This is a genomic window from Pantoea sp. sgz302252 (assembly GCF_042610525.1).
Classification (GTDB): Bacteria; Pseudomonadota; Gammaproteobacteria; order Enterobacterales; family Enterobacteriaceae; genus Erwinia.
The window spans coordinates 223,912-243,307 of the sequence record NZ_JBHDVM010000002.1; the positions used below are offsets into that span (position 1 = coordinate 223,912).

The 19,396-nt window shown below is 56.0% G+C and carries 11 protein-coding genes; 9 read left to right on the forward strand and 2 right to left on the reverse strand.

Going from position 1 to position 19,396, the window contains the following annotated elements:
• Positions 1-98: 98 nt before the first annotated feature.
• Entirely contained in the window at positions 99-2,723 is a 2,625-nt protein-coding gene (locus ACETPC_RS05050; RefSeq protein ID WP_380179216.1) for a diguanylate cyclase, read from the forward strand.
• Positions 2,724-2,755: 32 nt separating this feature from the next.
• Here the strand turns inward: ACETPC_RS05050 and ACETPC_RS05055 are convergent, their stop codons facing one another.
• Positions 2,756-4,048, reverse strand: coding sequence for a hypothetical protein (locus ACETPC_RS05055; RefSeq protein ID WP_380179218.1), 1,293 nt, complete (start codon positions 4,046-4,048; stop codon positions 2,756-2,758).
• A gap of 402 nt (positions 4,049-4,450) precedes the next feature.
• Between ACETPC_RS05055 and yegD the strand changes: the two genes are divergently transcribed.
• The gene (gene yegD / locus ACETPC_RS05060; RefSeq protein WP_380179220.1) at positions 4,451-5,803 is read left to right on the forward strand and encodes a molecular chaperone; all 1,353 of its coding nucleotides are present in this window, start codon (positions 4,451-4,453) and stop codon (positions 5,801-5,803) included.
• Here yegD and ACETPC_RS05065 read toward each other — a convergent pair whose 3' ends face one another.
• Positions 5,804-6,763 (reverse strand): aldo/keto reductase, encoded by a 960-nt coding sequence (locus tag ACETPC_RS05065; RefSeq protein WP_380179222.1) that lies wholly within the window; start codon positions 6,761-6,763, stop codon positions 5,804-5,806.
• Between the two features lie 236 nt (positions 6,764-6,999).
• Between ACETPC_RS05065 and ACETPC_RS05070 the strand changes: the two genes are divergently transcribed.
• From ACETPC_RS05070 to yegQ, 7 genes are all read left to right on the forward strand, one after another.
• A complete protein-coding gene (locus ACETPC_RS05070; protein WP_380179224.1) occupies positions 7,000-8,214 on the forward strand; it encodes an MdtA/MuxA family multidrug efflux RND transporter periplasmic adaptor subunit in 1,215 nt (404 codons plus the stop codon).
• Positions 8,214-11,327: an MdtB/MuxB family multidrug efflux RND transporter permease subunit gene (locus tag ACETPC_RS05075; protein WP_380179226.1), complete on the forward strand. Its 3,114-nt coding sequence runs from the start codon at positions 8,214-8,216 to the stop codon at positions 11,325-11,327. The genes ACETPC_RS05070 and ACETPC_RS05075 overlap by 1 nt, the downstream gene beginning before the upstream one ends.
• Positions 11,324-14,401: a multidrug efflux RND transporter permease subunit MdtC gene (gene mdtC, locus ACETPC_RS05080; protein WP_380179228.1), complete on the forward strand. Its 3,078-nt coding sequence runs from the start codon at positions 11,324-11,326 to the stop codon at positions 14,399-14,401. The genes ACETPC_RS05075 and mdtC overlap by 4 nt, the downstream gene beginning before the upstream one ends.
• Positions 14,401-15,804, forward strand: coding sequence for a multidrug transporter subunit MdtD (gene mdtD, locus ACETPC_RS05085; protein ID WP_380179230.1), 1,404 nt, complete (start codon positions 14,401-14,403; stop codon positions 15,802-15,804). Before mdtC ends, mdtD begins: the two co-directional genes overlap by 1 nt.
• The gene (gene baeS, locus ACETPC_RS05090) at positions 15,804-17,195 is read left to right on the forward strand and encodes a two-component system sensor histidine kinase BaeS (protein ID WP_380179232.1); all 1,392 of its coding nucleotides are present in this window, start codon (positions 15,804-15,806) and stop codon (positions 17,193-17,195) included. Before mdtD ends, baeS begins: the two co-directional genes overlap by 1 nt.
• A 26-nt stretch (positions 17,196-17,221) precedes the next feature.
• Positions 17,222-17,929, forward strand: coding sequence for a two-component system response regulator BaeR (baeR, locus tag ACETPC_RS05095; RefSeq protein ID WP_380179234.1), 708 nt, complete (start codon positions 17,222-17,224; stop codon positions 17,927-17,929).
• 85 nt (positions 17,930-18,014) lie between these two features.
• The gene (gene yegQ, locus ACETPC_RS05100; protein ID WP_380179236.1) at positions 18,015-19,355 is read left to right on the forward strand and encodes a tRNA 5-hydroxyuridine modification protein YegQ; all 1,341 of its coding nucleotides are present in this window, start codon (positions 18,015-18,017) and stop codon (positions 19,353-19,355) included.
• The last annotated feature ends 41 nt before the right edge of the window (positions 19,356-19,396 follow it).

Sequence of the window (19,396 nt, forward strand, 5' to 3'; positions counted from 1 at the left end):
ATAGAGCAATCTTTTGAATTAGCGCAGGCATTCAAAAATGGTTGTGTTAGCATTAATGGGTTCGAGCTGACCGATCTCCGTTGCCTCGCTGGATTTTTATGACGACTGATACCTTTTCCCCTGCCGATCGCGCTGCGCTTCCCTGGTTCAAAGGGGCGATGCTTGGCGCGCTCGCTTTTGTTCTGACGCTATTCTGTCTGGAACTGACTAAAGTCAGCCTGCACATTTCTCCGCTGTGGCTTCCTACCGCGTTGATGACGATGATTGTTTTCCGCTATCCGCCGCGCGCGCTGCCGGTGCTGTTGGGCAGCTGTACCCTCGCCATTATCGCCGCTAATGCACTCTTTGTTGGTCATGCCTTGATCGTGCTGGCATTTCCGCTGATCAATCTAATCCAGGCGCTGCTGGGCGGTGCGCTGTTACGCAGGCTGCTGGACAAGCATGCGCCGCTGGACTCGCTGGCTGGCTGGAGCAAAATGGTGCTGGCGACCGGTATCTTTATGCCGCTGCTCGGCGCGCTGCTGGCTTGCCAGGCGCTGAGCTTTACCGGCGAGGCCAGCTTTCATTTCTTTCTTACCTGGGCAATCTCGGAAACCATCGGCATGCTGGCGCTGGGCCCGGTATGCCTGCTATGGCAACCCGATGAACTACGCAAGTCGCTCAGCACGCATGCGCTGCCGGAAACGCTACTCACTCTGATTGCTACGCTGGCGCTTAGCTACTGCGCATTACGCTATCTGCCGTGGTCTTTTACTTTTGTCATGGTGGTGTTGTTCTACAGCGCCGTTCGCCTGCCACGCCTTTCCGCTTTCCTGGTTTTTCTCGCCACTTTAGTGATGATGAGCCTGCTGCTGGCGCTAAACCAGCTGCTGAGATATGCCGATGCGCAGTCTATCGTCAATAGCGCGCCCTGGCTGCCGTTTCTGCTGGCGATTATTCCCAGCCATATGATGACGCTGGTGATGCACTCTTTTCGCGAGGAAAAAAAGCATATTTCCCAGAGCGAAGCCCGCTTTCGCCACGCCATGGAATATTCTGTTATCGGCATGGCGCTGGTGGCGCCGGAAGGCCGCTGGCTGCAGGTCAATCAATCGCTCTGTCGGCTGCTGGGCTACAGCAAAGAAGAGCTAATGGGGATGACTTTCCAGGCGCTGACGCATCCCGACGATCTGGCGACCGATGAAGCCAGGCTGAGCGCGCTGCTGGCGGGTGAAATTGAAACTTACAGCCACGAGAAACGCTATCTGCGCAAAGATGGGCAGACGGTCTGGGTGCTGCTGGCAGTCTCGCTGGTGCGCGATGTCGATGGGCGGCCGCTCTACTTTATTTCGCAGATTGAGGATATCTCCGATCTGAAGCAGACCGAAGCGGTCAACCGTCACCTGATGCAGCGCATTACCCTGGCTAACGAGGCGGGCGGTATCGGCGTCTGGGACTGGAGCCTGAAGACCGGCAAAATGAGCTGGGACAAGCGCATGTTTCAAATCTATGGCCTGACCGAAGCGGGCCAGGCTACCTATCTTACCTGGGTAAACTGTTTGCTGCCTGCCGACAGGCAGATGGCTATTGACGCGTTTGATGCAGGAATAAGAAAACCCTGTGATGTAGATGTGGTGTTCAGGATTATTACGGATCAGGGCATTCGTTTTATCCACAGCCAGTCAACGCTGGTTTTCGACGATAGCGGCAAGGTCGAAAGGATGCTCGGCATCAATCAGGATATCACCGCTATGCGCCAGCTAACCGAAGCGCTCTATCAGGAAAAAGAGCGGATGCATATTACGCTGGACGCTATCGGTGAAGCGGTGATCAGTACCGATGAAGAGATGCGGGTTACCTTTATGAATCCGGTAGCGGAGATTATGAGCGGCTGGACGCAGGAAGAAGCAGCAGGAAAACTGCTTAGCGAACTGCTGCGCATCACGCACGGCAGCGACGGCCCGCCGATGGAAAATATGCTGTTGTGCGAGCTGCCGCACAGCAAAGCCGAGCTGGAACAGGAGTTAGTGCTGCACAATCGCGCTGGCGTACGTTTTGATGTTCACTACAGCATTATGCCGTTGAAAACGCAGGAAGGCGGCTATATCGGCAGCGTAATGGTGATTCAGGATGTCAGCGAGTCGCGGGAGATGATGCGCCGACTCAGCTACGGCGCCTCGCACGATATGCTGACCCGCCTGCCTAACCGCAGCAGTTTCGAGCAGCGGCTAAAGCAGCTACTCCATGCGGCCAGCCAGCAGCAGCGTGAGCATATCCTGATTTTTATTGACCTGGACCGCTTTAAGGCGGTCAACGACAGCGCCGGGCATGCCGCTGGCGACGCGCTGCTGAGGGAAATCTCCGTGCAGATGAAACAACATTTACGCGGCGGCGATTTCCTTGCCCGTTTGGGCGGCGACGAGTTCGGCGTACTGCTGCCGGATTGCGCGCTGGCCGAAGCGCAGGAGATAGCAGAGCGCCTGGTGAACGCGGTAAACCACTATCCTTTCCTGTGGGAAGGCCAGCTGCACCGCATCGGCGCCAGCGCGGGCATTGCTCTGCTGAATAAAGATAACGCCCAGGCCAGTGAAGTGATGGCCCAGGCGGATTTAGCCTGCTATAACGCCAAGCATAACGGCCGCGGCCAGCTTTCCGTGTATGAAGCTAAGCTGCGAGATACCCTTAAGCCGGTGCTGTCGCAGCGCGAAAACGATCGAATATTGGCGCCGCGGGATCGTTTATAGCGGTGGCCACCAATGCAGGAACGGCGTTAAAGCTATTTGCGCGCATACATTTTTAGTTTTCTGAATGCCGCTCTCGGATGCTCCAGCCAGTTATCATCGCCCCACTTCGCCATTCGGATGGTCTCTTCATCGCAGCGGACGCGAATAAATGAATCTTTAAACAGGGGAAGATTTTTATTGATAAACCTGGCTTCAGAAAAGGTTATCGGCTCCCAGATCTGAATTTTTTCTCCGTCTCTGGTGATGCAATTTCTTTCATAATGGTGATACTTCTTCATTGCCAGATCTTTAGCATTCAAGACCTTCCCGTCCGGCCTGCCGTTGTCGGCGAAAATAAAGTCGAAACCTTTACTTTGCAAAAAAGCCAGGCCTAACTTACTGGTATTCCTGAAGAAATGCTTATCAACAAACTTATACATGCTATGTATGAGCGGCCCCATTTCCACCCAATTTTTATCTGATTTCATGGTTTCCAGTTTTTTAACCACTTCATGGCTATTAGCACAAGAGAAAAAATTATTCTTAATAAAATAAAAAAATTGCTCCATATCCGTATCACCACCCGTATTTTTAGCAATAAGCTTTTTTAACCTGATTTCTTTTGCTACGGGATCGCTTTCTCTGGCAAGGCGAGCAAATATATCCAACTTTTGCTTTCTCTCTTTAAGGTAGCCTTTCCATTCTTGCAAAAACTCTGGCGTCAGAAAAGAATTGGGGGAACAGTCAAAAGGTTTGTCTTTGTCCAGGAAGCTCACTAAGGAATTTATTAAACAAAAATACTTATCGGCCATATTTTTACAATCATAGTATTCATCATTACTTAATCCGATACTCTTATTGAGCCAGGGCATTGTGATAAGAGGTTGTATAGCGTTTACACTCCATTTGACGAAGCAAGCTGAATGAAATATATCATCCCCGAAACCAAATATTGCTATGGGATTGAGCACCTTTCCTTCTGCCAGAAAAAATTTTCTGTTTTCCATCGTAGTTTCTGACGGAGAATAAACCGCCAGGTCTGGTTGCAGAGAGATTTTTTCACGAGAAACCTTAAGATGAGAAAAATTAATTGAACTCTCTGGTTGAGCCAGGCGTTTTTTTGTTTTTTTATTGTCAAGGCAGCCAGTCAGCGAATCGTTCTCTGTAGAACCAGATACACCGCTTTTTGTTAATATATATGTGGATGCTTTTCTGAGCTTATCATTCCATGTATTGGCTACTCTGCGTATGCTTTTTCTGAATGAGCGACTGGCAAGCGGATTTTCTGCCGGCGATAGCGTTCTTGTAGTAGCCGCACAGCCTGAAGATGTTGGCTGTATATTCATATATACCTCATATAATCAAATGTATTAATGGGATGGCGTCTTTAGTTAAATAATATAAAAAGTGTTAATCGTAACCACTTTATTAAACCAACGCAAAACTACATTAGGTCTCCATTAATTTTTTTAAAATTATTGCCAGACTAACTACAGCATTTATAGATCGCTTGTCTCTATTTTAAGGCGCCTTTTATTTACCTTTTTTTTGACTCAGGAAATACTAAATAACAATCATCCTGACGTGAAGGCCACTTTTCATTTGCCATCAACGCATTATGTTTTGATTTGTATCAAATTACCCGCGCCTGTTTTTTTCGAAAAGATCCGGCTACCCTGCCTGAATGCTTGCTCTGCCGCCTTGCCTGAGCTAAAGTCGCCCCCTTTTTTTATCTGTGGAGGGGATAAATGTTTATCGGCTTTGACTACGGGACGGCGAACTGCTCGGTAGCCATTATGAAAGAGGGCACGCCTGCCCTGTTGCCGCTGGAAAACGGTTCTAAACTGTTGCCTTCCATGCTTTGCGCGCCGACGCGCGACACGGTCAGCGAATGGCTGTTCCGTCATCACCAGGTGCCGACGCCGGAGGCTGAAAACCAGGCGATTTTGCGGCGCGCGCTGGCTTTTAACCGCGAAGAAGATATCGAGGTCACGCCCGCCAGCGTGCAGTTTGGCCTGGCGTCGCTGGCGCAGTATATGGCCGAGCCGGAAGATACCTGGTTTGTGAAATCGCCAAAATCTTTCCTGGGTGCCAGCGGCCTCAAGCCGCAGCAGGTCGCCTTTTTTGAAGATTTGGTCTGCGCGATGATGCTGCATATTCGCCAGCAGGCTGAAGCGCAGGTGAATCAAAGTATTACTCAGGCGGTGATCGGTCGTCCGGTGAACTTCCAGGGGCTGGGCGGCGATGAAGCTAACCGCCAGGCACAGGGCATTCTGGCTCGCGCCGCCAGCCGCGCCGGTTTTAAAGAGGTTGAGTTCCAGTTCGAACCGGTCGCCGCCGGTCTGGAATTTGAAGCGACGCTGAAAGAAGAGACCCGCGTGCTGATCGTGGATATCGGCGGCGGTACTACCGACTGCTCCATGCTGCTGATGGGCCCACAGTGGCACGATAAAGCCGAGCGTCAGGAAAGCCTGCTGGGCCACAGCGGTTGCCGCGTCGGCGGTAACGATCTGGATATTATGCTGGCCTTTAAAGAACTGATGCCGCTGTTAGGCAGCGGCGGCCTGACCAGCAAAGGTATCGCGCTGCCTGCGCTGCCCTGGTGGAACGCCATCGCCATTAACGACGTGCCTGCGCAAAGTGATTTTTACGCTACGGCCAGCCGCAAGCAGCTGCAGGATTTGATCCGCGATGCGCAGGAGCCGGAAAAAGTGAAGCGCCTGCTGAAAGTCTGGCAGCAGCGTCTGGGCTATCGCCTGGTGCGCGCGGCAGAAGAGAGTAAGATCGCGCTTTCCGAACAGCCTCAGACTACCTCGGCGCTGGATTTCATCGATGCCGCTCTGGCGACGGAAATCAGCGTAGAGGGATTGAAAACCGCTATCGCGCAGCCGCTGGAGCGCATTCAGGAGCAGGTGAAGCTGGCGCTGGACGAGAGCGGCACTAAGCCGGATGTGATCTACCTGACAGGAGGCAGCGCCCGCTCGCCGGTGCTGCGGCAGGCGCTGCAACAACAGCTACCCGATATCCCGCTCGCCAGCGGCGATGACTTTGGTTCCGTCACCGCCGGCCTGGCGCGCTGGGCACAGGTGCTGTTTCGCTGATTAATAGCGGCTCGCTTCGCTCAGCTTGCTGACCGCTTTATCGCTGAGCTGAAGCGCAGCGGCCTTGCTCAGCTCATCCAGCTGGGCGAGCGAAGTGACGCTAACGATAGGCGCGGTAATGCTCGGGCGAGCAATCTGCCATGCCAGCGCGACCTGCGTTGGCGTGGCGTTGCTTTCTTCGGCAACTTCATCCAGCGCCTTCAGGATGCGCAGGCCGCGCTCGTTTAAATATTTCTCTACCACGCCTTCGCCGCGCTTGCTTTTGCTGGCATCAGCTTTGCTGCGATACTTGCCGCTAAGAAAACCGCTGGCCAGCGAGTAATAGTTAATGACGCCGAGGCCATTTTCCTGTGCCACCTGCTCCAGGCCGCTTTCATAATCCTGGCGATCATAGAGGTTATATTCCGGCTGTAGCGTCTCGTAGCGTGCCAGCCCCTGCTCTTCGCTGATCTTCAGGGCTTCCGCCAGCCTCTCCGCGCTATAGTTAGAAGCGCCGATCGCCCGTACTTTGCCCTCTTTAATCAGCGCGTCAAAGGTCGCCAGCGTTTCCTGTAACGGCGTGTCGCTGTCGTCGCGGTGCGCCTGATAAAGATCGATGTAATCCGTTTGCAGACGCTTTAGCGAGTCCTCTACCGACTGACGAACATAGGCTGGCGCCAGACCGGTTTTGCCTTCGCCCATCTCCATCCCGACCTTGGTAGCCAGCACAATCTGATTGCGCTTGCCGGTTTTTTTCAGCCAGTTGCCGATGATGGTTTCAGATTCGCCGCCCTCGTTGCCCGGCGCCCAGCGCGAATAGCAGTCGGCAGTGTCGATAAAAAAGAGACCTTTATCCACCAGCGCGTCCAGCAGGGAAAAAGAAGTCTGCTGGTCAATTGTCCAGCCGAAAACGTTGCCGCCAAAGGTCAGCGCAGGAACCTGAATACCGGTACGGCCCAGCGTGCGATGCTGTTGACTCATCTTTATACTCCTGTAATGAAAGGGTTTCTGAGATGCTTATTAGCGTAGCAAACCTGCTAACCACTGGTTTGTTGATTTACGGTAAAAGTAGTAAGGCGTATGAATACTTACACTTGCTGAACGGTTATTCTTAATTCCTTCATTTTTATCATGGCCAAACCCGTTAAAATTGAAATATTAAGCGTCAACCTTTTTTTACCGACGCTAACTTTTGCCTTTGGAGAGCTGATAACAGGATGAACGCCCGTAAAATTTTATTGGTTGTGCTCGTCGCCATCGCGGCAGGCGGAATTTACTGGTGGCACAGCCACAGCGCGCCGCAGACCACTGCGCAGGAAACAGGCCATCAGCGCGCTAAGGGCGGCGGACGCCACGCTATGGGCGGCGCGCTGTCGCCAGTGCAGGCCGCCGCTGCGGTACGCCAGAGCGTACCGCAATATCTTACCGGCCTCGGCACCGTCAGCGCCGCTAATACCGTTACGCTACGCAGCCGCGTCGATGGCGATTTGATGGCGATCCACTTTAAAGAGGGCCAGGAGGTCAAAGCGGGCCAGCTGCTGGCGGAAATCGACCCCCGTCCTTTTCAGGTCGCGCTAACCCAGGCCCAGGGCCAACTGGCAAGAGATCAGGCGACGCTGGCTAATGCCCGCCGCGATCTGGCGCGGCTGGAGAAACTGGTAAAGACTAACCTGGTTTCACAGCAGGAGCTGGATACCCAGCGCGCGCTGGTCAGCGAAACCCTCGGCACAATCAAAGCGGATGAAGGCAGCGTCGCCAGCGCTCAGCTGAACCTGACCTACAGCCGCATTACCTCACCTATCGACGGTCGCGTAGGGCTGCGTCAGGTAGATATCGGCAACTATGTCAGCAGCGGCGATACTAACGGTCTCGTAGTGATCACCCAGACGCATCCGGTAGAGCTGGTGTTCACGCTGCCGGAAAATCAGATCGAAACGCTGCTGGGCGCACAAAAATCCGGTCAGCCCATACCGGTAGAAGCCTGGGATCGCAGTAACAAAACGTTGCTCGCTACCGGTTCGCTACTGAGTATGGATAACCAAATCGATGTCACTACCGGCACCATTAAAGTTAAAGCCCAGTTTGCCAACGAAGACGATCGCCTTTTCCCCAACCAATTCGTTAATGCGCGTTTGCAGGTAGATACGCTTCAGGATGCCATTGTTATCCCGGTCGCCGCATTACAGATGGGCAATGAAGGCCATTTTGTCTGGGTAGTTAACAGCGATAATAAAGTCAGCAAAAAAACCATTACGATCGGCGCGCAGGACAGCGAAAAAGTTATTATTAATGCTGGCCTCGACGAAGGCGAACGAGTGGTTACCGACGGTATCGATCGGCTGACAGAGGGCGCTACTGTAGAAGTGGTCGCGCCGCAAACCACGCCGCTTTCGGGCAAAAACACGCCGCCCGCTAAAGGAGCGCGTCAGTAATGCAGCCCTCCAGTTCAGGCGGCGGCCCTTCCCGCCAGTTTATTCTGCGTCCGGTGGCGACCACGCTACTGATGATCGCTATTTTGCTTGCCGGTATTCTCGGCTATCGCTATCTGCCCGTTTCGGCGCTGCCGGAAGTCGATTACCCGACTATTCAGGTCGTCACGCTCTATCCCGGCGCCAGCCCGGATGTCATGACCTCAGCGGTCACCGCGCCGCTGGAACGGCAGTTCGGCCAGATGTCAGGCTTAAAGCAGATGGCTTCGCAAAGCTCCGGCGGCGCTTCGGTGGTGACGCTACAGTTTCAGCTGGCGCTGCCGCTGGACGTAGCCGAACAGGAAGTGCAGGCCGCCATTAACGCCGCCACTAATCTGCTGCCGTCTGATTTACCCAATCCGCCGGTCTACAGCAAGGTCAATCCCGCCGATCCGCCCATCATGACGCTGGCCGTTACCACGACCAGCATGCCGATGACCCAGGTGCAGGATATGGTGGAAACGCGCGTGGCGCAGAAAATTTCCCAGGTTTCCGGCGTTGGACTGGTAACCCTTGCGGGCGGCCAGCGGCCTGCGGTACGCGTGAAGCTGAACGCGCAGGCGCTCGCCTCGCTCGGGTTAACCAGTGAAGCCGTGCGCACCGCTATCAGCAGCGCCAACGTGAATTCGGCGAAGGGTAGCCTGGACGGCCCGGAGCGCTCCATCACGCTTTCCGCTAACGACCAGATGAAGTCGGCAGAGGATTACCGCCAGCTGATTATCAGCTGGAAAAATGGCGCGCCGGTGCGTTTGCGTGATGTCGCCAGCGTGGAACAGGGCGCGGAGAATAGCTGGCTGGGCGCCTGGGCTAATCGTCAGCAGGCTATAGTTTTGAATATTCAGCGCCAGCCGGGCGCAAACATTATTACTACCGCCGACAGCATTCGCGAGATGCTGCCCGCGCTGACCGCTTCGCTGCCGAAATCGGTAGAGGTGAAAGTACTGACCGACCGCACTACTAATATCCGCGCCTCGGTGCACGACGTGCAGTTCGAGCTGATGCTGGCGATAGCGCTGGTTGTAATGATTATCTATCTGTTTTTACGCAATATACCGGCCACAATTATCCCGGCCGTAGCGGTACCGCTGTCGCTCATTGGTACCTTTGCCGTAATTTATTTCCTTGGCTTCTCGATTAACAATCTGACGCTGATGGCGTTGACCATAGCTACAGGTTTTGTGGTGGATGACGCCATCGTAGTGATCGAGAACATCTCTCGCTATATCGAAAAAGGCGAGAAGCCGCTGGCCGCTGCGTTGAAAGGCGCAGGCGAGATCGGCTTTACTATTATCTCACTGACCTTCTCGCTGATAGCGGTGCTGATCCCACTGCTGTTTATGGGCGATATTGTCGGCAGGCTGTTCCGCGAGTTCGCCGTAACGCTGGCGATTTCAATTCTGATTTCCGCCGTAGTTTCGCTAACTTTGACGCCAATGATGTGCGCGCGCATGCTCAGCGTGGAGTCGCTGCGCAAACAGAACCGCTTTTCGCGCGCCAGCGAAGCGATGTTCGAGCGTGTTATCGCCGCCTATGGCCGTTTTTTAAAGCGCGTGCTAAATCATCCGTGGCTAACGCTCAGCGTGGCTCTTGGCACGCTGGCGGTTACCGTGCTGCTGTGGATAGCGATCCCGAAAGGCTTTTTCCCTCTACAGGATAACGGCATTATCCAGGGAACGGTTCAGGCGCCGCAGTCAGTTTCCTGGACCAGCATGGCACAGCGCCAGCAGCAGGTGGCTTCGATCATCATGAAGGATCCGGCAGTACAGAGCCTGACTTCGTTCGTTGGCGTGGACGGCACTAATCCGGCTTTGAACAGCGGCAGGCTGCAAATCAACCTTAAGCCGCTGGATGAGCGCGCGGATCGTATTCCGGTGGTTATCGAGCGTTTACAGCAGGCCGTAGCCGCCCTGCCCGGCATCAATCTTTATCTGCAACCGGTACAGGATCTGACTATCGATACCCAGCTCAGCCGCACGCAGTATCAGTTTACGCTGCAAACCGGCTCGCTGGAGTCGCTGAGTCTGTGGGTGCCGAAACTCACCGCCGCGCTGAGCAAGCTGCCGCAGCTGAAGGATGTCAGCAGCGACTGGCAGGACCAGGGGCTGGAAGCTTATATCAAGGTGGATCGCGATAACGCCAGCCGTCTCGGCATCAGCATGGCGGACGTGGATAATGCCCTTTATAACGCTTTTGGCCAGCGCCTGATCTCCACTATCTATACGCAGGCCAGTCAGTATCGCGTGGTGCTGGAAAACGATGTATCTACCACGCCAGGCCTGGCCGCGCTGGAATCTATTCGCCTGACCAGCACCGATGGCGGCAGCGTGCCGCTAAGCGCCATCGCCAGCGTAGAGCAGCGTCACGGCGCGCTGAGCATTAACCATCTGGATCAGTTCCCGTCGACCACCTTCTCGTTTAACGTCAGCGACGGCTATTCGCTGGAGCAAGCGGTGAACGCCATCACCCAGGCCGAGCGCGATATGGCGATGCCGACAGAGATTATGACGAAGTTTCAGGGCAGCACGCTGGCGTTTCAGGCGGCGCTTTCCAGCACCGTCTGGCTGATTGTTGCCGCGGTGGTGGCGATGTATATCGTGCTGGGCGTACTTTACGAGAGCTTTATTCATCCCATCACTATTCTTTCCACGCTGCCGACAGCGGGCGTCGGCGCGCTGCTCGCGCTGATGCTCAGCGGCAGCGAACTGGATGTGATCGCTATTATCGGCATTATCCTGCTGATCGGCATCGTGAAGAAAAACGCCATTATGATGATTGACTTCGCGCTGGCGGCCGAGCGGGAACAGGGTATGACGCCGTACGAAGCGATTTATCAGGCCTGCCTGTTGCGCTTCCGCCCTATTTTGATGACCACGCTGGCGGCTTTGTTGGGCGCGCTGCCGCTGATGCTAAGCACGGGCGTGGGCGCAGAGCTGCGCCAGCCGCTGGGTGTCGCTATGGTAGGCGGCCTGATTGTCAGCCAGGTGCTGACGCTGTTTACCACGCCGGTGATCTATCTGCTGTTCGATCGCCTGGCACACGCGGCCCGCCGTCGCCTGAAGCTGAAGGAGGCGCCGTGAAGTTCTTCGCGCTGTTTATTCACCGGCCGGTCGCCACTATTTTGCTGACCATCGCCATCGCGCTGGCGGGCGTTTTGAGCTTTCGCCTGCTGCCGGTGGCGCCGCTGCCGCAGGTGGATTTCCCGGTGATATTAATCTCCGCCTCGCTGCCCGGCGCCTCGCCAGAGACGATGGCTTCTTCGGTGGCTACGCCGCTGGAGCGTTCGCTGGGCCGCATCGCGGGCGTTAGCGAGATGACCTCCACCAGCTCGCTGGGCAGCACGCGCATTATTCTGGTGTTTGATTACGATCGCGATATCAACGGTGCGGCGCGAGATGTTCAGGGCGCGATCAACGCGGCGCAGAGCCTGCTACCGACCGGCATGCCGAGCCGCCCGACCTGGCGTAAGATCAACCCTTCCGACGCGCCGATTATGATTATGACGCTGACTTCGGATGCCTGGTCGCAGGGCGATCTCTATGATTACGCCTCAACCCAGCTGGCGCAGAAGCTGGCGCAAATCGAGGGCGTGGGCGATGTCTCCGTCGGCGGCAGCTCGCTGCCTGCCGTGCGCGTGGATCTTAATCCGCAGGCGCTGTTTAACCAGGGCGTGTCGCTGGATGCGGTGCGCACGGCTATCAGCAACGCTAACCAGCGCAGGCCGCAGGGCGCTATTGAAGACAGCCAGCGTCGCTGGCAGATCAAAACCAACGACGAGCTGAAAACGGCGGCGGAGTATCAGCCGCTGATCGTACACTATAGCAATGGTGCGGCGGTACGTTTGCAGGATGTCGCCAACGTCACGGATTCGGTACAGGACGTGCGCAACGCCGGGATGGCGAATGCCAAACCGGCAATCCTGCTGATGATCCGCAAACTGCCGGAAGCCAATATTATCGACACTGTCGACCGGATCCGCGCGGCGGTGCCGGAGCTGCGCAACAGCATTCCCGCCTCAATTCAGCTGGATGTCGCTCAGGACCGCTCGCCTACTATTCGCGCCTCGCTGGCCGAGGTTGAGCAGTCGCTGGTGATTTCTGTCGGGCTGGTGATCCTGGTGGTGTTTATCTTCCTGCGTTCCGGTCGTGCCACGCTTATTCCTGCCGTTGCCGTGCCGGTTTCGCTAATCGGTACTTTCGCGGCAATGTATCTGTGCGGCTTCAGCCTGAATAATCTGTCGCTGATGGCGCTGACGGTAGCAACGGGCTTCGTGGTCGATGATGCTATAGTGGTGCTGGAAAATATCTCCCGCCATGTGGAAGCGGGTATGAAGCCAATCCAGGCGGCGCTACAGGGCACGCGTGAGGTAGGCTTTACCGTGCTGTCGATGAGCCTCTCGCTGGTAGCGGTGTTTCTGCCGCTGCTGATGCTCGGCGGGCTGATTGGCCGCTTCTTTCGCGAGTTCGCCGTTACGCTTTCCGTTTCCATCCTGATTTCACTGCTGATTTCGATTACCCTGACGCCGATGATGTGCGGCCGCCTGCTGAAAGCACATGCCAAACGCGAGCAGCCGCGCCTGCGCGGTTTTGGCCGCGTGCTGACCGGCATTCAGCGAGGTTACGGACGTTCGCTGAATTGGGTGCTGAACCATTCCCGCTGGACGCTGCTGCTGTTTATCGCCACCATCGGCCTGACCATGTATCTCTACGTGGTAGTGCCGAAAACCTTTATGCCGGAGCAGGATACCGGACGGCTGATGGGCTTTATCCAGGCAGATCAGAGCATTTCGTTTCAGTCGATGCGCGGCAAGCTGGAAGATTTTATGAAAATCGTGCGCGACGACCCGGCGGTGGAAAGCGTAGTCGGCTTTACCGGCGGCTCGCGCACCAACAGCGGCTCAATGTTTATTTCACTTAAGCCGCTCAGCGAGCGCAGCGACAGCGCCCAGGCCGTGATTGCCCGCCTGCGCGGCAAGCTGGCTAAGGAACCAGGCGCCAATCTGTTTTTGATGGCGGTACAGGATTTGCGGGCTGGCGGACGCGAGTCCAATGCAGGCTATCAGTACACGCTGCTTTCCGACGATCTGGACGACCTGCGTACCTGGGAGCCGAAAATCCGTCAGGCTTTCGCTAAGCTGCCTGAACTCGCGGACGTTAACTCCGATCAGCAGGATAAAGGCTCGGAGATGGCGCTGGTTTACGACCGCACGCGTATGGCGCAACTGGGGATTAACGTTTCCGAGGCTAACAGCCTGCTGAATAACGCCTTCGGCCAGCGGCAGATTTCCACCATCTACCAGCCGCTGAACCAGTACAAAGTGGTGATGGAAGTCGATCCGCGCTATACCCAGGATATCAGCTCGCTGGATCTGATGTATGTCATCAACAATGAAGACAAGGCAATCCCGCTTTCCGGCTTTGCGAAGTGGCAACCGGCCAATGCACCGCTGTCGGTTAACCATCAGGGGCTTTCCGCTGCCTCCACGATTTCGTTCAATCTGCCGGAAGGAGTTTCGCTTTCCCAGGCTTCCGACGCTATCGAGCGCAGCATGACCGCGCTGGGCGTGCCTTCCAGCGTACGCGGCAGCTTTGCCGGCACGGCGCAGATATTCCAGCAAACGCAAAGCAGCCAGCTATGGCTGATCCTCGCGGCTATCGCTACGGTGTATATCGTGCTCGGCATTCTTTATGAAAGCTACGTACATCCACTGACGATTCTTTCTACCCTGCCTTCGGCTGGCGTCGGCGCGTTATTAGCGCTGGAACTGTTTGGCGCGCCCTTCTCGCTCATTGCGCTGATCGGCATTCTGCTGCTGATCGGCATCGTAAAAAAGAACGCCATTATGATGGTTGATTTCGCACTGGACGCGCAACGCAACGGCAATTTGACCGCGCGCGAGGCAATTTTCCAGGCCAGCCTGCTGCGTTTCCGGCCAATTATGATGACCACGCTGGCGGCTTTACTGGGCGCATTGCCGCTGGTGCTCACTTCCGGCGACGGAGCGGAGCTGCGCCAGCCTCTGGGGATCACTATTGTCGGCGGCCTGGTGATGAGTCAGCTGCTGACGCTCTACACCACGCCGGTAATCTATCTCTATATGGATAAGCTGCGGCGCAAACCGACTGCGCGTCGGCGCGAGGAGGCAACCAGCTAATGAATGCGCTTCCGGCCAGCGTGCGCTGGCAGCTGTGGATTGTGGCTTTCGGCTTCTTTATGCAGTCGCTGGATACCACTATCGTTAATACCGCGCTGCCCGCGATGGCCCACAGCCTGGGCCAAAATCCGCTGCATATGCATTCTGTGGTGGTCTCCTACGTACTAACCGTCGCCGTAATGTTGCCGGTCAGCGGCTGGCTGGCAGATCGCTTCGGCGTGCGTAATATCTTCTTTAGCGCCATCGTGCTGTTTAGCCTCGGCTCGCTGTTTTGCGCCCTGTCCGCCACGCTCGATCAGCTAATCGCCTCGCGCGTGCTGCAAGGGATTGGCGGCGCAATGATGGTGCCGGTAGGCAGGCTAACGGTAATGAAGCTGGTGCCACGCGAGCAGTATATGGCCGCAATGACTTTCGTGACGCTGCCGGGCCAGGTTGGGCCGCTGCTTGGGCCGGTGTTGGGCGGCGTGCTGGTGCAATACGCCAGCTGGCACTGGATCTTCCTGCTGAATTTGCCGGTTGGTCTGGCAGGCGCGGCGGCAACACTGCTGCTGATGCCCGATCTGCGGCTGCCGCGAAGGCGTTTTGATTTTCGCGGCTTTTTGCTGCTGGCGGTGGGTATGGCGACGCTGACGCTGGCGCTCGACGGCTCGCGTGGCGCCGGAATTTCCCCACTGATGCTTTGTCTGTTTATCCTGGCAGGCGTTTTTTCTCTGCTGTTCTATCTGCTTTACGCCCGTAATAACGAAGGCGCGCTGTTTAGCCTGAAGCTGTTCGATAACCGCATTTACTCTGTTGGGCTGCTGGGCAGCCTGACCGGCCGTATCGGCAGCGGTATGCTGCCTTTTATGACGCCGATTTTTCTGCAGGTCGGCATGGGCTATACGCCTTTTCATGCCGGGCTGATGATGATTCCGATGGTGCTGGGCAATATGGGCATGAAACGTATCGTGGTGCAGATCGTCAACCGTTTCGGCTACCGCAACGTGCTGGTTGGCGCTACCGTGGCTCTTGCGCTGGTGGTGCTGCTGTTTCCCATTGTGGCGCTGCTGGGCTGGCACTGGCTGTTACCGCTGGTGCTGTTTCTGCAGGGCATGGTCAACGCCATTCGCTTTTCGGCAATGAATACGCTGACGCTGAAGGAGCTGCCCGACGAGCTGGCCAGCAGCGGCAATAGCCTGCTGTCGATGGTGATGCAGCTGTCGATGAGCATCGGCGTTACCCTGGCCGGTTTGCTGCTGGGTACTTTCGGCCAGCAATCGACGTCCGGCGATCTGGCACAGCAGGCCTTTATCTATACCTATATCTGTATGGCGGCAGTGATTATTCTGCCCGCGCTGATATTTCGTCAGGTTCCGCCTGACGTCACGAAAAACGTGGCGCTGAGCCGTCGGAGAAAGTTTTAATGTTTGCAAAATTACGTATCGGCATCACCGCCAAGCTTTTTATCGCTATTTTTTCCACCTGCATGCTGGTGCTGATCACTATGCACTGGGGCGTGCGCCTGAGCTTTGAACACGGTTTTATCGACTATATCAAGAAAGGCAACGAGCAACGGTTGGGGCTGCTGAGCGACGCGCTGGCGGATCAGTACGAACAGCACGGCAACTGGGATTTTTTACGCCACAACAACAAGCTGGTGTTTCAAATCCTGCATTCGCTGGAGCAAAACCCGGATGCGAATAACCAGCTACCGCCACACGGCTGGCGCACGCAGTTCTGGATTATCGATCAGCAATATCATGTGATGATGGGGCCGCGCGCCCCGGTGCCACAGGAAGGCAGCCGCCGCAATATTACCACCAGCAGCGGCCACGTGGTGGGCTGGGTGATCGGCTCACCGCCGGAAAGACTGACCCGCAGCGCGGATATCAATTTCGATCAGCAGCAAAGGCGCACCAGCTGGATTATCGTCGGCGTAGCGATGCTGCTGGCGGCACTGGTAACCTGGCTGATGTCGCGCGGTTTACTGGCGCCGGTAAAACGGCTGGTCGAAGGTACGCATCATCTGGCCGCTGGCGATTTCAGCAAGCGCGTGCAGGCGGATAGCCGCGACGAGCTGGGCCGTCTGGGGCAGGATTTCAACCGTCTGGCCAGCACGCTGGAGAAAAACGAGAGCATGCGGCGCGCCTTTATGGCCGATATTTCCCACGAGCTGCGCACGCCGCTGGCTATTCTGCGCGGCGAGCTGGAAGCGATTCAGGACGGCGTACGCAAGCTGACGCCGGATGCCGTAACCTCGCTGCTGGGGGAAGTGACCACGCTAACCCGGCTGGTGGATGATGTGCACCAGCTGTCGCTCTCTGACGAAGGCGCGCTGGCCTATCGCCGCAGCGATATCGATCTGGTGCCGTTGCTGGAGCTGGTCGCCGCTAATTTTACCACGCGTTATCAGGATCGGGGGCTGGCTCTCCAGCTTCGCCTGCCGGAATCGGCGCCGCTGTTTGGCGATCCCGATCGCCTGATGCAGCTCTTTACCAATCTGATGGAAAACAGCCTGCGCTATACCGATGCGGGCGGCGGGCTGACGGTTACGTTGCGTACGCAACAGGGCCAGCAGATAATCTGGTTTGAAGACAGCGCGCCGGGAATTACCGACGAGCAGCGCCAGCAAATTTTTGAACGTTTCTACCGCGCCGAAAGCTCCCGCAATCGCGCCAGCGGCGGATCGGGCCTGGGCCTTGCTATCTGCCAGAACATCGTGGAAGCGCACGAGGGCATAATTAAAGCGGATCACTCTGATGCCGGTGGTCTTAAAATTACGGTACACTTACCTGCAAGACAAATCCGGGCTTAACCTGCCCGCCTGTAAAGAAGAGTGCCATGAATCAGGAACCGCTTAGCCCACTTATTCTGGTGGTCGAGGATGAACCCAAACTCGGTCAGCTGCTGGTCGATTATCTCCAGGCCGCCAACTATCGGACTCATCACCTGCTGCGCGGCGATGAAGTGCTGGAATGGGTTAAGCAGAATCCGCCGGATCTGATGCTGCTGGATCTGATGCTGCCGGGCGTGGACGGCCTGACGCTGTGCCGCGAGCTGCGCCGCTTTACCGAGCTGCCGGTTATTATGGTGACCGCCAGAACAGAAGAGATTGACCGCCTGCTGGGCCTGGAAATCGGCGCGGATGACTATATCTGTAAACCGTTCAGCCCGCGCGAAGTGGTCGCCAGGGTAAAAACCATTCTAAAACGCTGTAAACGTACGCCGGAAGAGGCGCAAAAAGCGTCGCTGCTGGTGGTGGACGAAGCGCGCTTTCAGGCCAGCTGGGACAATACTCCGCTGGAGCTGACGCCCGCCGAGTTCCGCCTGCTGAAAACGCTGGCGCATGAACCGGGCAAGGTCTTTTCTCGCGAAATGTTACTGAATCATCTGTATGACGACTATCGCGTAGTGACCGATCGCACTATCGACAGCCATATTAAGAATTTGCGCCGCAAGCTTGAGGCGCTGGATGCCGATCAGCCCTTTATTCGCGCGGTCTACGGCATGGGCTACCGCTGGGAAGCGGACGTGTGCCGTTTGATCTAGCGCAATTTACATTCCCGGCGTCAGCTTTTACAATCCCCGCACATTTTGTAAGGCCGCAACGGCCTTATGCCAGGATTGAGACCTCATGTTTAAACCAGAACTGCTTTCCCCTGCCGGCACGCTGAAAAATATGCGTTACGCCTTCGCCTATGGTGCCGATGCCGTCTATGCCGGCCAGCCGCGCTACAGCCTGCGCGTGCGCAATAACGAATTTAATCACGAAAATCTGGCGATCGGCATTAATGAAGCGCACGCGCAGGGAAAGCGATTCTACGTAGTGGTCAATATCGCGCCGCATAACGCCAAATTAAAAACTTTTATCCGCGACCTGACGCCGGTGGTGGCAATGGGGCCAGACGCGCTGATTATGTCCGATCCGGGCCTGATCATGATGGTGCGCGAAGCCTTTCCGGAAATGGAAATTCACCTTTCCGTACAGGCTAATGCGGTTAACTGGGCCACGGTTAAGTTCTGGCAGCAGATGGGGCTGACGCGAGTAATCCTCTCACGCGAGCTGTCGCTGGAAGAGATTGCCGAGATCCGCGAGCGCGTGCCGGAGATTGAGCTGGAAATCTTTGTGCATGGCGCGCTCTGCATGGCCTATTCGGGCCGCTGCCTACTCTCCGGCTATATCAACAAGCGCGATCCGAATCAGGGCACCTGCACCAACGCCTGCCGCTGGGAGTATAAGGTGCAGGAAGGCAAAGAGGACGAGATCGGCAATATCGTGCAGCAGTACGATCCTATTCCGGTCAGGAATGTGGAGCCGACGCTGGGCGCGGGCCAGCCGACCGATAAGGTGTTTATGATCGAAGAGGCGATGCGGCCCGGCGAATATATGACTGCCTTTGAAGACGAGCACGGCACCTACATCATGAATTCAAAAGATCTGCGTGCCGTGGCGCATGTAGAACAACTGACCAAAATGGGCGTGCATTCCCTGAAAATCGAAGGCCGCACTAAATCGCACTACTACTGTGCGCGTACGGCACAGGTTTATCGCCGCGCTATTGACGATGCCGCCGCCGGTAAGCCTTTCGATCCCTCGCTGCTGGAGACGCTGGAAAACCTGGCGCATCGCGGCTATACCGAGGGCTTTTTACGCCGTCATACCCATGACAGCTATCAGACCTACGACCGCAGCTTTTCCGCTTCCGATCGCCAGCAGTTTGTCGGCGAATTTACCGGCGAACGCCGTGGCGAGATGGCGCTGGTAGAGGTCAAGAATAAGTTCAGCACCGGCGACAGCATGGAACTGATGACGCCAGCAGGCAATATTACCTTCCGTCTGGAAAAGATGGAAAACGCCAAATTGCAGCCAGCGGAAGTCGCGCCCGGCAACGGCCATTTTGTCTGGATCCCGGTACCGGAAGAGATAGATCTGGCCTGGGCGCTGCTGATGCGTAATCTCGCTACTGCAGAATAAAATAGTTTCATAGCGTGACTTTTAGAATGGCATCACATTCC